Origin of the sequence: Neisseria cinerea, assembly GCF_900475315.1 — a bacterium.
In the GTDB taxonomy this organism is placed as follows: domain Bacteria; phylum Pseudomonadota; class Gammaproteobacteria; order Burkholderiales; family Neisseriaceae; genus Neisseria; species Neisseria cinerea.
The window spans coordinates 1,646,965-1,661,231 of sequence record NZ_LS483369.1 but is presented as its reverse complement, the minus strand read 5'-3'; the positions used below and the strand labels follow the sequence as shown (position 1 = coordinate 1,661,231).

Below are 14,267 nucleotides of genomic sequence, written 5' to 3'. Positions count from 1 at the left end.
TTTACAGCTTTGTCCCTGCTTCAATAGACCGTCCCGCAGCAAACGCCGCAATATTCATACGTCTGCTGCCGGCAGGCTGCAATTCGGTGATATTCAGCGCATTTTCACCGCAGGCCACCAGCAGGCCGTCTGAAGTGCAGGACAATACTTCGCCAGCCTTACCCTGTTTGACCACGACTTCGGCACGCCAGATTTTCATCGGTTTGCCTTGATACTCCACCCATGCGGCAGGTACGGGGTTGAAGGCGCAGATTTTGCGCTCAATCACAGCAGCGCTTTCATTCCAATCGATATGGGCTTCTTCTTTGCTCAATTTCTGGGCGTAGGTAACACCTTCTTCGGGCTGTTTAACCGTATTCAAACGGCCTTCCGCCTGCAGATGCAGCAAGTCGGCAACAATCGCTTCGGCACCCAAACCCATCAGCGCGTCATGCACTTCGTTGGCGGTATCGGTCGGTTGAATGGCGTAGCGGTGTTCGCTGACCACATCGCCGGTGTCCAAGCCGATGTCCATCTGCATGATGCACACACCCGTCTCGGCATCGCCGGCTTCAATCGCTCGTTGAATCGGCGCCGCGCCGCGCCAACGGGGCAACAGCGAAGCGTGGATATTGAGGCAGCCGTGTTTGGGTGTATCCAACACTTCCTGCGGCAAAATCAAGCCATACGCGGCCACCACCATTACGTCTGCCTCGATCTCTTTGAGCATTTGCAGGGCTTCGGCGTTGTTGCGCAGTTTTTCGGGCTGTGCCACGCGCAAACCCAATTCTAATGCAGCCTGCTTCACGGGAGACGGAGCAAGCTGCATCCCTCGCCCTTTGGGACGGTCGGGCTGGGTCAACACCAGCGGGACTTCAAAACCGGCGGCGGCAATGGCTTTTAAGGCGGCAGCCGCAAAATCGGGCGTGCCGGCAAAGATGACTTTCATGGCATATTCCTGCGTATGCGTAAGGTTGTCGGATAATGCCGTGCCGTATGAAAACGCCGCAGCGTTCAGACGGCATGGCAAAACAGGTCAAATCGTATGTTTCTGACGTTTTTTCAGTTTGGTCTTAATCCGACCCTGCTTAAGCTGGGAAAGGTGTTCGACAAATACGATACCCATCAGGTGGTCCAACTCGTGCTGTACGCAAATCGCCAATAATCCGTCTGCCTCCAGCGTGAATTTCTCGCCTTTTTCGTTCAGAGCCTCAACCTTGACGCTTTCGGCGCGGGTAACGGTGTCGTAAATACCCGGCACCGACAGGCAGCCTTCTTCGTAAGTGGTTTCACCGTCTTTCTCAACAATGACGGGGTTGATGAACACGCGCGGCTCGCTGCGGTCTTCGGTCAAATCCATCACGACGATGCGCTCGTGCACATCGACCTGCGTCGCCGCCAGCCCGATACCGCGCGCCTCGTACATGGTTTCAAACATATCGGCAACCAGCTTTTGGATGCGCTCGTCAACTTGTTCGACAGGCTTTGCCACCGTGTGCAGACGCTCGTCGGGATATTGGAGGATATTCAGTAAAGCCATAATTTTCTCTTTCCGTCGGCAGATACGCTGCCTGTTTTTCACAATTACCGTGATGGTATGGTTAATTCAATGTTAAAATACAAATAATTTATTGTAATGCGGCACGTCCCACAAAGACCTCCGCCACTCTTTCCAACCCAATCAAACAAACAAACCGAAATTCAGTTATAAGGGGAACGGTTATGCAACATCGTATTATAACCCTGCTCTGCATGGCAGGCATGGTATTCTCGACACAAACTTTGGCGGCAAATCTGAAGGTGCGTCCGAATGCGCCGCAACGGTACACGGTCAAACAGGGCGACACCCTGTGGGGCATCTCCGGCAAATACCTGTACAGCCCGTGGCAATGGAGCCGCCTGTGGGGTGCGAACCGCAGCCAAATCCACAATCCCAACCTGATTTATCCGGGTCAGGTTTTGGTGTTGCGCTACGTTAACGGCGAACCGCGCCTCAGCCTGGAACAAACAGACAACATCCCGGTTGTCAAAATGAGTCCGAATAAAGAAGTGTCCGGATACGGTATTCCCGCTATCGATGTCAACTTCTACCGCGTCTTCATGCAGCATCCGCAAATCATTTCCCACAAAGAGACAGTCGCCGCGCCCCGACTGGTGGCCGGACCCGACAGCAGGATGCTGTATACCAAAGGAGATCGTGTTTACACTAAAGGGTTGCAAGAACCGGGCCGCTATCTGACCTACCGTATCAATAAAAATATCACCGATCCGGATACGGGTAAATTCCTCGGACAAGAAGTCGCATTCAGCGGCATCGTACGCTCCCTGCCCTATACCGATGCCGCCCTCGAACAACGCTCCGAACAGGCGGCGGAACAGTTGAAAGACAACGAATACTACACCCGCGCCCACCCTTTGATTACCCCGCTGCGTACCCATTCGATACAGCCGCTGGTGGTAGAAACCGCCATCTCTGAAATACAGCAGGGAGACTATCTGTTGAAAATGCCGGAAAACACCGACCAATTCGACATGATACCGCATGAGCCGTCCCGTCCGGTTCAAGCAAAAATCGTTTCCGTATTTGAAGGCACGGGGGTTGCCGGCCAGTTCCAAACCATTACGATAGACAAAGGCGAGGCGGACGGATTGGACAAAGGCACGGTACTGAGCCTCTACAAACGCAATAAGGTTATGAAAGTCAACCTCTCCAACAACTTGGCACAAGCACCCAAGAGTAAAGACACGGTCGAGCTGATTTCCACTCCTGCGGAAGAAGTGAGCCTGGCAATGGTTTACCGCACCTCCGAACACCTGTCGTCCGCCATCATTCTGGAAAACATCTCCGATATTTCCGTAGGCGATACCGCCGCCAATCCGGGACGCGATTTGGAAAATATGCCGGATTCGGACCGCAGCCGCGTGAAGTTTGGCTTCGACCGCTCCGAATAATTAATCATCCGACAAAAATGCCGTCTGAAACACCTTTCGTTTCAGACGGCATTTTTCCATCTTCAATAAAATATCCGCTTAGGCTTTTCCGATGTTTTTGAAATCTCCTGCAACGCCTGATTGAGCCCTTCCAAATCCAACGCCGTTTCCGAACGGCAGGAGTCGCCGAAGATATTTTTATATTCCGCAGTCAGTTTCAGCACCCCTTTGAACGCACGCCCCTCCAAAGCTTCAGACAATGCGAAAATATCGGCGAACACGCGTCCGTAGGTTTCACCCGAAGCAACCGCATCCGTGCCCAATGTGAACATGTCCATTTTTGCCAACTCGGCCGCAATCACACGCGCGTCTTCATCGTCAGGCAGCACTTCCGCCTTGAACCTGACCTGTTCCGCCATACCTTTGCCGTGGTTCCTGACCAGCAGGGCAAGCATCTGCGGTTTATGTTCCAAATGCTGCAAGGAAGCATGGAGAACCGGATGGATGCTTTCGTTCTGTATCATTTTCTCACGGTAAAACTTCTCCCCCGCAACCTTCGAACGGACAGAGACGACGGCCCACACCAGCCATACCAGCGCGACGGCGGAGAGGACGGCCACCAGACTGAACAGCTCTCCGGTATAGGCTTTTTGGTTAAACCAAACCTGCGCGGTTAAAAAACCGGCAAAGAAAATCAAGACATACAATATCGGTGCAAAGCGGCTTTGGATAGAAGCGTGCATCATTATTCCATTTCAAGTTGGTAAAACGGCGGCAGGCAAAATTCCGCAGCTGGGCTGCGGGAATCCGTCAGGCTTCCGCCACCGAATCCCTGCTGTAGGTTTTTTCGCAGTAATGGCATTTCAGCCTCGTCTGCCCGTTTTGATTTTTAACATAAAACCGGCTTTTGACCGGCTCGCCGTGGCTGGCGCAATTGGTGTTCGGACAGCGGAACACTTCGGCAATTTCATCGGGCAGGTTCAAATGCCGTTTCTGCACGACCTTGAAATTTTCGATAGTATTGACCACTGCTTCGGGTGCAAACAGGGCAAGGCGGTCGGCGGCACTGTCGTCCAACCATACTCCGTTGATTTTGATGATGTCCTTGCTGCCCTGGGTTTTGCTGGGCAGGTTAAAGCCTACGGTTACCGCACTGCCGTAGTGCAAAAGTTTGAACTGGCGCAGGATGGTCAGCCCCTTGCCGGCGGGAATATGGTCGATCACCGTACCTTTTTCAATGGCTTCGACACTGAGTTTCGGGGTTTCCATATCTGTTCCTCACACTTCTTCGTTCAACACCAGCGACAATATCGCCATACGCGCATAAACGCCGTTGGTTGCCTGCTCGAAATAATAGGCATGCGGCGTAGCATCGACATCGGGATGGATTTCGTCCACACGCGGCAAAGGGTGCAGCACGCGCAGGTTCGGTTTGGCGCGGGCGAGCATAGACGCTTCGAGGTTAAATTTTCCTTGGATTTTGGCAAATTCCTGTTCGTCGAAACGTTCGCGCTGAACACGGGTCATATACAGGATATCCGCCCATTCCGCCGCTTCTTCCAAACTGCCGAGGATACGGTATCGGCAGCCGGCTTCGTCCAACTCTTCGGTAATATAGTCAGGCATGGCCAGGCTGGGCGGCGAAACAAAGGCAAATTCACAATTCCAGCGTTTCAACGCCTGACAAAGCGAATGCACGGTACGTCCGTATTTCAAGTCGCCCGCCATGGCAATTTTGAGGTTGTCCAAACGTCCCTGCGTTTCATAAATGGTAACCAGGTCGAGCAGCGTCTGACTGGGGTGCTGGTTCGTGCCGTCGCCGGCGTTGATAACGGGGACGCGCGAAAACTCCGCCGCCACACGCGCTGCGCCGTCTTTGGGATGGCGCTGGATGATGGCATCAGTATATCCGGAAATGATGCGGGCGGTATCGGCAAGCGTCTCGCCTTTTTTTGCACTGGTATTCGCGCCGTCCGAGAAACCGATAACTTTGCCGCCCAGCCGCTGTACCGCCGTTTCAAACGACAGGCGCGTACGCGTGGACGGTTCAAAGAAGCACGAACCGATAAGTTTCCCTTCCAACAGGTTGCCGTGCGGCTCCGACTTCAGTTTCAATGCCGTCTGAAGCAGCAGCTCGAGCTGTTCCCGCGTCAAATCAGAAATAGAAATAACATGCTGTTTATATAGCGGATTAGGCATTTCACCCCTCCTCCGTAAAAGACCCGCGCCAAGCAGGCATCCGGTTATGCGTCCACACCGCCCGAGTGTTTCCGAAAGCGGCAATACGCCGCGTATTATCGCACATTTGCCGCCGCAAAGTTTCAACCGTGCACATCAAACGGTTTTCAGACGGCATATCCAAACACGCCCGCATAAGCATAAGGTATAATCTCGTCAGACATTTCTTTTCAGGAAACCGCCATGTTAGTCTGCAACCCTTACGAGGTAGTCATCCACGGTACGACGAGTTCCGGCAAGATTTTCCGTCCCAGCGACTGGGCAGAACGCCTGTGCGGCATCCTGTCCTCGTTTACCAAAGACAACAGGCTTTCCTATTCGAAATGGGTGCGCCCCATGCTGGTGGACAACATCCGCTGCGTCGCCGTCGATAAAAAACTGGAAACCGACAATCCCCAGATGTTCCGCTTCCTGATGGACTTTGCCGCCGACAACGACCTGCGCGTTATCGACTGCAAGGCACTGCTCGAAGAACGCGAACACGGAAAAGCAGACGAAGCCGCAGCCGGACACATCCCGTTGGCACAAGCAATCGAAGAAAAACATTCTGCCGAAAAAGCACGGGAAACCGCCGCCGCAGTTGCAGCCTACACCTTGCGCGAAATCGGTGTGGAAGACACGTCCACCGCCTTTGCCGCCTTAAGCGTGCTGCGCTCCATGCTGACCGACATCAACCGTTTTACAGAACAGATCAACAAAATCCAACGTCCCGCCGGCTACCGCCTGCTGGGTATTTTTGAAGAAGGCAAACACAATGCCGTCGCCGTCTGCGGTTTCCACGAAGCCTGCAACCTCGCCAGCGGCCGACATATCCATATCGACGACATCGTTACCCTGCCGCAAAGTCGCCGCAAAGGTTATGCTTCGCGCCTGCTGGAAGAAGTCCGGAAAATCGGTGCGGAAACAGGGGTTACCAAAATCCACCTTAACGTCCACGTCAACCACGACCGTACCGACGCGCACCGCCTGTATTTCAAAAACGGTTTTGAAATCTGCGCCTACCACTTCCGTTGCGACCCAAAATGAAAACGCTCCTCCTCATCTGCACCCTGTTGCCCCTTGCCGCCTGCACCACCTTTTCCGGACAAGGCGGCAGCCGGATTTACGGCGAAATCAAAACCGGTATCGAAACCCGGCACAGCCGTTAAAAAATGCCGTCTGAACCCCGATGCTTCAGACGGCATTTCACAATATGCATTCTATTTTTCAACGTTGCCTGCCTTTGCAGCCCTGACCGAAACTGTCTGCAGCCTATACCAGCCAAACAGTCTGACCACGCACAACACCGCCAGCCACGGCATACACAAAGCCGTCAGGACATAGCGCACATTACCCGTATTGACCACATCAACGCCACGCATCAGCGACAACAGCGCGTTTGCCCACTCCCACACCGAAGGCACGCTAAACGCCAAAACCGCCACCAAACCCAACGTCCGGAATATTCCGATTTCCAAAACCTGCCGCCGCAACACCGAACGGTTGAGCAAAAACAAAACCACCAACCCGAAGCCGACCACCGCCGACATACCTCCGTTTGCAACAATCTGCAAACTGTTGAACGCAATATCGGGGGTAACGGCCAATACGCCTTCAGAATCCGGCACGGCACGCTGCAAATCCAAACCCTGCAGCACATTCAATACAAAACCGTACACCAAATCCGCCAATACCACGCCTATCGGCAAAGCACTCAAAAGCCGCCACATCTTTTCATCCGTCCAGCTGTTCAAAACTTTATTTTACCCGACCGTGCAGGCCGCCGAACAAAAATAAATTCAGCTTGAACAAATTCAGCTTGAACCATCATGCCGCACCACACCGGCACCGATACAGGTAAAACATCAGTCCGCCTATTTAAACCATTTTTAAAATCAAACCATAAGATTCCGAACTGAGGGAAATTCCATACGGACAACGCAAACCGACCGAACCCGACTCGCCGCCGAAACATTGCGCACCCGATAATCCAAGCCGTACACCATGCCGTCTGAAACCGATGCCTCCGGGTTTCAGACGGCATCTTATTTGCCCTCCGCAGCAAACCAACCCGATCGGCACGCTTCGGCGAAGCCGAAAGAATTGTGCAAATTCGGCAACGTGGTATAGAATTGAGTGTCTATACTAAAGAGAAACAAGGCATTTAACTGCCTTTTTTATTTGTCTGCCCTTTTTACGGAAACTGAAATGACCCCTTCCACACTGAAAAAAACCGTCCTACTGCTCGGCACTGCCTTTGCCGCCGCATCCGTCCACGCATCCGGCTACCACTTCGGCACACAGTCGGTCAACGCGCAAAGCACGGCGAATGCCGCCGCCGCAGAAGCCGCCGACGCATCGACCATCTTCTACAACCCTGCCGGCCTGACCAAACTCGACAGCAGCCAGATTTCCGTCAACGCCAATATCGTGTTACCCAGCATCCGTTATAAAGCGGATTCCGCCACCGACTTTACCGAGCTTCCCGTCCAAGGTTCGAAAAGCGGCAAAATCACCAAAACCACGGTTGCGCCCCACATCTACGGCGCATACAAAGCCACCGACGACCTGACCGTGGGCTTGGGCGTGTACGTCCCCTTCGGCTCCGCCACCGAATACGAAAAAGATTCCGTGTTACGCCACAACATCAACAAACTCGGTCTGACCAGCATCGCCGTCGAACCTGTCGCCGCATGGAAACTCAACGACCGTCATTCCTTCGGTGCAGGCATCATCGCCCAACATACTTCCGCCGAACTGCGCAAATATGCCGACTGGGGTATCCAGCAAAAAGCAGCAATGCTGAAAGCAACACCGTCCAATCCCGCCGGTGCAGCCGCCATTCAGGCCGACGGACACGCCGATGTTAAAGGCAGCGATTGGGGCTTCGGCTACCAACTGGCGTGGATGTGGGACGTCAACGACCGCGCGCGCGTGGGCGTGAACTACCGTTCCAAAGTTTCACACACGCTCGAAGGCACTGCCGAATGGGCGGCAGACGGTGCAATGGCGAAACAGGCATGGGCAGCAAAATTATTGGAGGCGCGCGGTTATGTACCGAATGAAAAAGCCAGCGTCAAAATCGTAACGCCTGAGTCTTTGTCCGTACACGGCATGTACAAAGTGTCTGATAAAACCGACCTGTTCGGCGACGTAACTTGGACGCGCCACAGCCGCTTCAATAAGGCGGAGCTGGTTTTTGAAAACGAAAAAGCCGTCATCAGAGGCAAATCCGACCGCACCACCATCACCCCCAACTGGCGCAACACCTACAAAGTCGGATTCGGCGGTTCTTATCAAATCAGCGAACCGCTGCAACTGCGCGCCGGTATCGCTTTTGACAAATCGCCCGTCAAAAATGCCGACTACCGCATGAACAGCCTGCCCGACGGCAACCGCATCTGGTTCTCCGCCGGCATGAAATACAATATCGGTAAAAACCACGTCGTCGATGCCGCCTACACCCACATCCACATCAACGACACCAGCTACCGCACGGCGAAAGCAAGCGGCAGCGATGTAGACAGCAAAGGCGCGTCTTCCGCACATTTCAGAAACAAAGCCGACATCATCGGCCTGCAATACACCTACAAATTCAAATAAACGGCTCGCCGTCTGAATGTAACAATGCCGTCTGAACGCTTCCGTTTCAGACGGCATTTTTATCAAGCTGCCTTTATCCGCCGAACAGTCCGGCATCCGACCTCTACCCGTTCCCCGACAAATCCTTTTCGGGCGGTTTCGGCTGAATCCTGCGTTCAGATATGGTTTGCTTCATCACCCTAATCAATGGAGTAGCCGCGAAGATACTGTATCCGTTCACGTGTCATGCGCGTTTCGCATTGCAGCTTGAGGTATTCGGCGTATTCCTGCCGGTCTGCCTGTGCAGCGGCTTGTCGGCAGTTGCTGATTTTTTCCTGCGCCCACTTGCGCTGTTCTCCAACCAACTCTTTTTGCACGTCGGTATCGAGTTCTCCCCAAAGTTTGGTAATTTCGGATTCCGCACGCTGGTTTTGTACGCGCGCCTCTTCCACTTCGCCCCGTGATACGGTAACGGTATTGGCACGCTCGCTGTCGTCGGGATGCAGGATTTCCGGTTCGGGCGCGTCTTCTCCGGCTTGGGGTACGTCTGCATCCCCTCCGGCGGCATTATGTTCCAAAATGTCTTCGGGCGTGGGTTTAGACGGCGCTTCATGAGCTTTACCGCTCAAAATCCTGACCGCGTCTTCTTTCCTGACCGCCTTGCCATCTATCATGACGATGCTCTTCACGCCGTAAGGCAGCAATGCGGCAGACAGGGTTTGTGCCGCCATGCCGACCGTATTATCGACAAATACCGTCTGAGCGTCTTTGGCGGGCAGGAAGCGGACGGCTGCCGTCAATACGCCATCTTTAAACTCGACATTGCCGCCCGTCTTCTGCTGCACAATATCCGACAAAGCGGTTTCCCCGTACAACAGGGGGCTGTTGGCCTTGGCATCGGCAAGCGTTTCAGACGGCACGGTAATGTTCAAATCGGCAATACAGAATGTGCGGCTGCCTTCCCGTGTTTCCGAAGCGTGTTCCAAAGAAAACGCCAAATCGTAGGCAGCGGCGATAATTTTGTCGGCATCGACAAACTGCCGGACGTCATCGCGCGCGAAGGAACGTGCTTCCTGTTTGAGCGTTTCCTGAATACTGCCGCGTATATCCTGCAGCACGGCAGGATTGGCGCATTCCAACGCCCCCGACGGCTCTTCCTTACCGCACGCCGCAAGCAGCAGGGCAAACGGCAGCAGGGCAAATTTGCGGTACATGGTTTTCCTTTGCAATATCCGTAACCGATGGCGGCTATCATAGCAAAAGCACCTGCAGGCGGTAAACCTTGCAGGTGCTTTGTCAGAAAAGCGGAAAAATCAGCCTTTAAAGAAATTCACAAAACCGGTGAGAATCGCGGCATTAATCAAATCGACGAAGAACGCACCGACCATAGGCACAATCAAAAAAGCCTTATGGGAAGGACCGAAAGTATGCGTGATGGACTGCATATTTGCCACCGCAGTGGGCGTTGCACCCAAACCGAAACCACAGTGACCGGCAGCCAATACCGCCGCATCATAGTCGCGCCCCATGAAGACATAGGTTGCAAAAGTCGCATACAGAATCATCACAACGGTTTGTACGGCAAGAATCACGGTTACAGGCCCGGCCAAACCGGTCAGCTCCCACAGTTTCAAGTTCAACAGCGCCATTGCCAAGAAAAGCGAAAGCGAAGCATTGCCGAACACATCGATTGCGCGGTCAAACATATTGACCTTGAATGCGGCGGTCAAAACATTGCGGATGACTACGCCTGCAAACAGACACCATACGAATTTGGGCAGGTCGAACAGATATTCTTTGTCGAAGCCGTCCACAATCTCGGCAAATGCCAGACACGCGGCAAACATGGCAAGCGTTTCAACAGCAGATTCCGCCGTAATCAGACGGGTACGTTTTGCCTGCTCGAACACATCGTCCATATTGTCGTCCTGAGCCTGTTTTGTGTTTTCAACCGGTTTGCGGCCCATTTTATTAATCAGGCGGCGGGCAACTGGTCCGCCGATCAGACCGCCGAACACCAGGCCGAAGGTTGCAGAAGCCATACCCAAACCGGTTGCACCGACCAAGCCGTATTTAGCTTCAAAATCAGGTCCCCATGCACCTGCCGTACCGTGTCCGCCCGTCAACGTAATCGAACCGGTAATCAGGCCGATCAGCGGATCCAAACCCAAAGCCGTAGCCAGGCCGACCCCGACGAAGTTTTGCACAACAATGAATGCGCCTACCACGGCGGTGAAAATTACCAGCGGCAAACCACCGGCCTTCAGGCGCGAGAAATCTGCACTCAAACCGATAGAAGTAAAGAAAATCAGCATAAACGCATCTTGCAGCGGCTTCTCAAATTTGAAGCTCACGCCATACAACTGATGCAACACAAACAGAATAATCGCGGCAATCAGACCACCTGCCACAGGCTCGGGAATATTAAAATCCCTCAACAACTTGATTTTTTTGACTAAAAATTTACCCACCAACAAGACCAGGGTAGCGGCAATCAGCGTGTAATAGCTGTTAAACTCCCATTCCATATCGTTTGACCTCCTAAAATGTTTTTCTTCATGTCCGCCCGAAGGGGACGCAGGCGCGAAGATATTAGGGGAATAGTTAAGGCTTGTCAAAGAATCGCCGTTTTTTTACAACTATTTTTTACAAACAAAATGCCGTCTGAAACTCCGTTCAGACGGCATCGGGCATTCGCACCTGTTCAATAATTGGTCGAACAAAATTGTTCTTGCTTGTCCGCATCTGCGGCATAACATGTCAAACCCATTCCGGACGCGTTGCTGTTGGCCGCTTTCGCACCCGGTTTCTTGTTCACCGAAACTTTGCCGTTTTTTCCGATTTCCACAGTTACGCCTTTGCCGTTTTTCAGCTTCCATTTCAACACTTGCGCATCGGCACTTTGGCACTTACTGACCGTACAGCCGCCCTCTGCCGCGACGTTGCCGTTTTTATAAATCACGCACTGCTGCTGGCTGTCGGAACACGCCGCAAACGCAGAAACCGAAAAACAGGACATCAACGCGGCAAACATCAATTTCTTCATGGTTCGGACTCCTTATTTGTATAACGGTTTAATCATACCGAAACTATACGCCTGTCTGCATATCCATGCCACAACACCGCAAAATGCCGTCTGAAAAGCGTAAATCGGGTGCTTATGAGCTCCGCTTTTAAAATAGCCCTATTTCAAATCCGATATAAAAACAGCGGGCCGGAAGCCCGCCTTACTTTTTACCGCTTCAACTTCGCAAACGCATCCGCCATTGCCGAATTGGTCGGGGCGCGGTCGTTGCGTTGGGGTTTGCGGTCGCGGCGTTCCTGATGTCGGGTTTCAGACGGCCTGTTGCCTTTGGCAGCGCTGCCCGGTTCGTCATCCAAACGCATGGTCAACGCGATGCGTTTACGCGCAGCATCGACTTCCAGTACTTTCACTTTCACCACGTCGCCGGCTTTCACGACTTCACGCGGGTCTTGGACAAACTTGTTGGACAGGGCGGAGATGTGCACCAAGCCGTCCTGATGGACGCCGATGTCCACGAACGCGCCGAAGTTGGCGACGTTGGAGACCACGCCTTCGAGTATCATGCCGACTTGCAAGTCGCTGATTTCGTGGATGCCTTCGGCGAAGGAGGCCGTCTGAAACTCGCCGCGTGGGTCGCGGCCGGGTTTTTCCAGCTCGGACAGGATGTCCAGAATGGTCGGCAGACCGAAGCGTTCGTCGGTGAAGTCGGACGCTTTGATTTGCTTCACGCGCTCGCGGTTGCCGATGAGTTCGGCGGCGGTAATGCCTTGTTGCGCCAGCATTTTGGCGACGATAGGATAGGCTTCGGGGTGGACGGCGCTCGCGTCCAGCGGCTCTTTTCCGCCGTTAATCCGCAAAAAGCCCGCTGCCTGCTCGAAGGTTTTTTCGCCCAAGCGCGGCACTTTCAGCAATTTTTTGCGGCTGTCGAACGCGCCGTTTTCATCGCGGTAGGCGACGATGTTTTGGGCAAGAGTTTGATTCAAACCGGAAATCCGCGCCAAGAGCGGGGCGGAGGCGGTGTTCACGTCCACGCCGACGGCGTTCACGCAGTCTTCGACCACCGCGTCCAGCGATTTGGCGAGCTGGCTTTGGTTCACGTCGTGCTGATACTGGCCCACGCCGATGGATTTGGGATCGATTTTGACCAACTCGGCGAGCGGGTCTTGCAGCCTGCGGGCGATGGACACTGCGCCGCGCAGGGAAACGTCCAAATCGGGGAACTCGCGCGCCGCCAGTTCGGACGCGGAATAAATCGACGCGCCGGCTTCGGAAACGACGATTTTGTGCAGCCCCATTTCGGGCATTCCGCGCACCAGTTCACCCGCGATTTTGTCGGTTTCGCGGCTGGCGGTGCCGTTGCCGATGGCGATGAGCTTCACGCCGTGTTGTTTAATCAGGCTCGACAGCGTTGCCAACATATTGTTTTCTTGATGCAAATAGACGATGACGGTATCGAGCAGCTTGCCCGTGTCGTCCACCACGGCGCATTTCACGCCGTTGCGGTAGCCGGGGTCGAGACCCAGCGTGGTCAGCCGTCCGGCAGGGGCGGCGAGCAGCAAGTCTTTGAGATTGCGGGCGAACACGGTAATCGCGTCAGTGTCGGCGGCTTCTTTCAAGCGGTTCAACGCTTCAAGTTCCAACGACAAAAAGATTTTTGCGCGCCAAGTCAGGCGCACGGTGTCGCGCAACCATTTGTGGCCGTCTGAAACCTTGAAACGACGGGCGATGATTTGCTCATATTCGCTTTGCTGCGTAATCGGCGTGTCGTCGAGTTGGTATTTGAGCGCAATGTTCAACACGCCTTCGTTGCGGCCGCGCAAAACCGCCAGCGCGCGGTGGCTGGGCATGGCGCGGACGGGTTCGCGGTGGTCGAAATAATCGCTGAATTTTTCGCCTTCGGTTTCTTTGCCTTCAACGACTTGCGCGTGGATTTCGGCTTCGTTCCACAGCTTGTCGCGCAGCGTGCCGATGAGTTCCGCGTCTTCAGCAAACTGCTCCATCAGAATCGCGCGCGCGCCGTCCAACGCGGCTTTGGCGTCGGGAACATTTTCGTTCAGGTAGCCTTGCGCGGTGGCTTCCACGTCCTGCGGCTGCTCGGCAAGCAACACGTCCGCCAGCGGCTGCAAACCGTGTTCGCGCGCGATTTGCGCTTTGGTGCGGCGTTTGGGCTTGTAGGGCAGATACAGGTCTTCCAGCGCGGTTTTGTTGTCGGCGGCTTCGATTTGCGCCCTGAGGTCGTCTGAAAGCTTGCCTTGCTCTTCAATGCTTTTTAACACAACGGCTTTGCGCTCTTCCAACTCACGCAGATATTGCAGCCGCTCGGCAAGCTGGCGCAACTGCGTGTCGTCCAGTCCGCCCGTGGCTTCCTTGCGGTAGCGGGCGATAAACGGCACTGTCGCGCCGTCGTCTAAAAGCTCGATAGCGGCGGTGATTTGCGCTGCGGTGGCGGAGAGTTCTTGGGAGAGGATTTGGGTGATGTTCATGCATTCCTCCATAATGCCGTCCAAACAATCGACAGGACGGCACAACATAA

At 54.0% G+C, this 14,267-nt stretch carries 16 protein-coding genes; 6 read left to right on the top strand and 10 right to left on the bottom strand.

All coding sequences use genetic code 11. The annotated features are described in order from the left end of the window. Position 1 precedes the first annotated feature (1 nt). Entirely contained in the window at positions 2-928 is a 927-nt protein-coding gene (gene fmt, locus DQM57_RS08575; RefSeq protein ID WP_111727529.1) for a methionyl-tRNA formyltransferase, read from the bottom strand. Between the two features lie 87 nt (positions 929-1,015). Then, entirely contained in the window at positions 1,016-1,519 is a 504-nt protein-coding gene (def, locus tag DQM57_RS08570; RefSeq protein WP_003677952.1) for a peptide deformylase, read from the bottom strand. 182 nt (positions 1,520-1,701) lie between these two features. On the opposite strand from def, the gene DQM57_RS08565 reads away from it, so the two are divergent. Further along, positions 1,702-2,931 carry a LysM peptidoglycan-binding domain-containing protein gene (locus tag DQM57_RS08565; RefSeq protein ID WP_111727528.1) on the top strand — a complete coding sequence of 410 codons (1,230 nt, stop codon included), beginning with the start codon at positions 1,702-1,704 and terminating at the stop codon, positions 2,929-2,931. A 62-nt stretch (positions 2,932-2,993) separates the two neighbouring features. On the opposite strand, the gene DQM57_RS08560 is transcribed toward DQM57_RS08565, so the two are convergent. From DQM57_RS08560 to pyrB, 3 genes are all read right to left on the bottom strand, one after another. Further along, a complete protein-coding gene (locus DQM57_RS08560) occupies positions 2,994-3,653 on the bottom strand; it encodes a DUF8453 domain-containing protein (protein ID WP_167395571.1) in 660 nt (219 codons plus the stop codon). A gap of 67 nt (positions 3,654-3,720) precedes the next feature. Beyond that, positions 3,721-4,179, bottom strand: coding sequence for an aspartate carbamoyltransferase regulatory subunit (gene pyrI, locus DQM57_RS08555; protein ID WP_111727527.1), 459 nt, complete (start codon positions 4,177-4,179; stop codon positions 3,721-3,723). Between the two features lie 9 nt (positions 4,180-4,188). Next, the gene (gene pyrB, locus DQM57_RS08550) at positions 4,189-5,109 is read right to left on the bottom strand and encodes an aspartate carbamoyltransferase (protein ID WP_111727526.1); all 921 of its coding nucleotides are present in this window, start codon (positions 5,107-5,109) and stop codon (positions 4,189-4,191) included. 46 nt (positions 5,110-5,155) lie between these two features. Between pyrB and DQM57_RS09700 the strand changes: the two genes are divergently transcribed. From DQM57_RS09700 to DQM57_RS09995, 3 genes are read left to right on the top strand one after another with little or no spacing between them, the layout of a single operon-like run. Continuing rightward, positions 5,156-5,299: a hypothetical protein gene (locus DQM57_RS09700; RefSeq protein ID WP_159068921.1), complete on the top strand. Its 144-nt coding sequence runs from the start codon at positions 5,156-5,158 to the stop codon at positions 5,297-5,299. A gap of 32 nt (positions 5,300-5,331) precedes the next feature. Continuing rightward, complete coding sequence (locus tag DQM57_RS08545; RefSeq protein ID WP_111727525.1) at positions 5,332-6,174, top strand: GNAT family N-acetyltransferase; 843 nt, start codon at positions 5,332-5,334, stop codon at positions 6,172-6,174. Continuing rightward, positions 6,171-6,296, top strand: a complete 126-nt coding sequence (locus DQM57_RS09995) for a hypothetical protein (protein ID WP_269460475.1) — start codon at positions 6,171-6,173, stop codon at positions 6,294-6,296. Before DQM57_RS08545 ends, DQM57_RS09995 begins: the two co-directional genes overlap by 4 nt. Before the next feature lie 51 nt (positions 6,297-6,347). On the opposite strand, the gene DQM57_RS08540 is transcribed toward DQM57_RS09995, so the two are convergent. Continuing rightward, the gene (locus tag DQM57_RS08540) at positions 6,348-6,857 is read right to left on the bottom strand and encodes a hypothetical protein (RefSeq protein ID WP_003677965.1); all 510 of its coding nucleotides are present in this window, start codon (positions 6,855-6,857) and stop codon (positions 6,348-6,350) included. Positions 6,858-7,131: 274 nt separating this feature from the next. Here DQM57_RS08540 and DQM57_RS09990 point away from each other — a divergent pair, with 274 nt between their 5' ends. Continuing rightward, positions 7,132-7,257 carry a hypothetical protein gene (locus DQM57_RS09990; RefSeq protein ID WP_269460474.1) on the top strand — a complete coding sequence of 42 codons (126 nt, stop codon included), beginning with the start codon at positions 7,132-7,134 and terminating at the stop codon, positions 7,255-7,257. Positions 7,258-7,335: 78 nt separating this feature from the next. Next, positions 7,336-8,730 carry an OmpP1/FadL family transporter gene (locus DQM57_RS08530; protein ID WP_111727523.1) on the top strand — a complete coding sequence of 465 codons (1,395 nt, stop codon included), beginning with the start codon at positions 7,336-7,338 and terminating at the stop codon, positions 8,728-8,730. 179 nt (positions 8,731-8,909) lie between these two features. On the opposite strand, the gene DQM57_RS08525 is transcribed toward DQM57_RS08530, so the two are convergent. The 4 genes from DQM57_RS08525 to DQM57_RS08510 all read right to left on the bottom strand — a co-directional run bounded on the left by DQM57_RS08525 (position 8,910) and on the right by DQM57_RS08510 (position 14,217). Next, positions 8,910-9,923, bottom strand: a complete 1,014-nt coding sequence (locus tag DQM57_RS08525) for a lysozyme inhibitor LprI family protein (protein WP_111727522.1) — start codon at positions 9,921-9,923, stop codon at positions 8,910-8,912. A gap of 99 nt (positions 9,924-10,022) precedes the next feature. After that, entirely contained in the window at positions 10,023-11,237 is a 1,215-nt protein-coding gene (gene gltS, locus DQM57_RS08520; RefSeq protein ID WP_107960859.1) for a sodium/glutamate symporter, read from the bottom strand. 176 nt (positions 11,238-11,413) lie between these two features. Then, a complete protein-coding gene (locus tag DQM57_RS08515) occupies positions 11,414-11,755 on the bottom strand; it encodes a hypothetical protein (protein ID WP_111727521.1) in 342 nt (113 codons plus the stop codon). Positions 11,756-11,943: 188 nt separating this feature from the next. Next, positions 11,944-14,217, bottom strand: a complete 2,274-nt coding sequence (locus DQM57_RS08510) for a Tex family protein (RefSeq protein WP_111727737.1) — start codon at positions 14,215-14,217, stop codon at positions 11,944-11,946. Positions 14,218-14,267 lie beyond the last annotated feature (50 nt).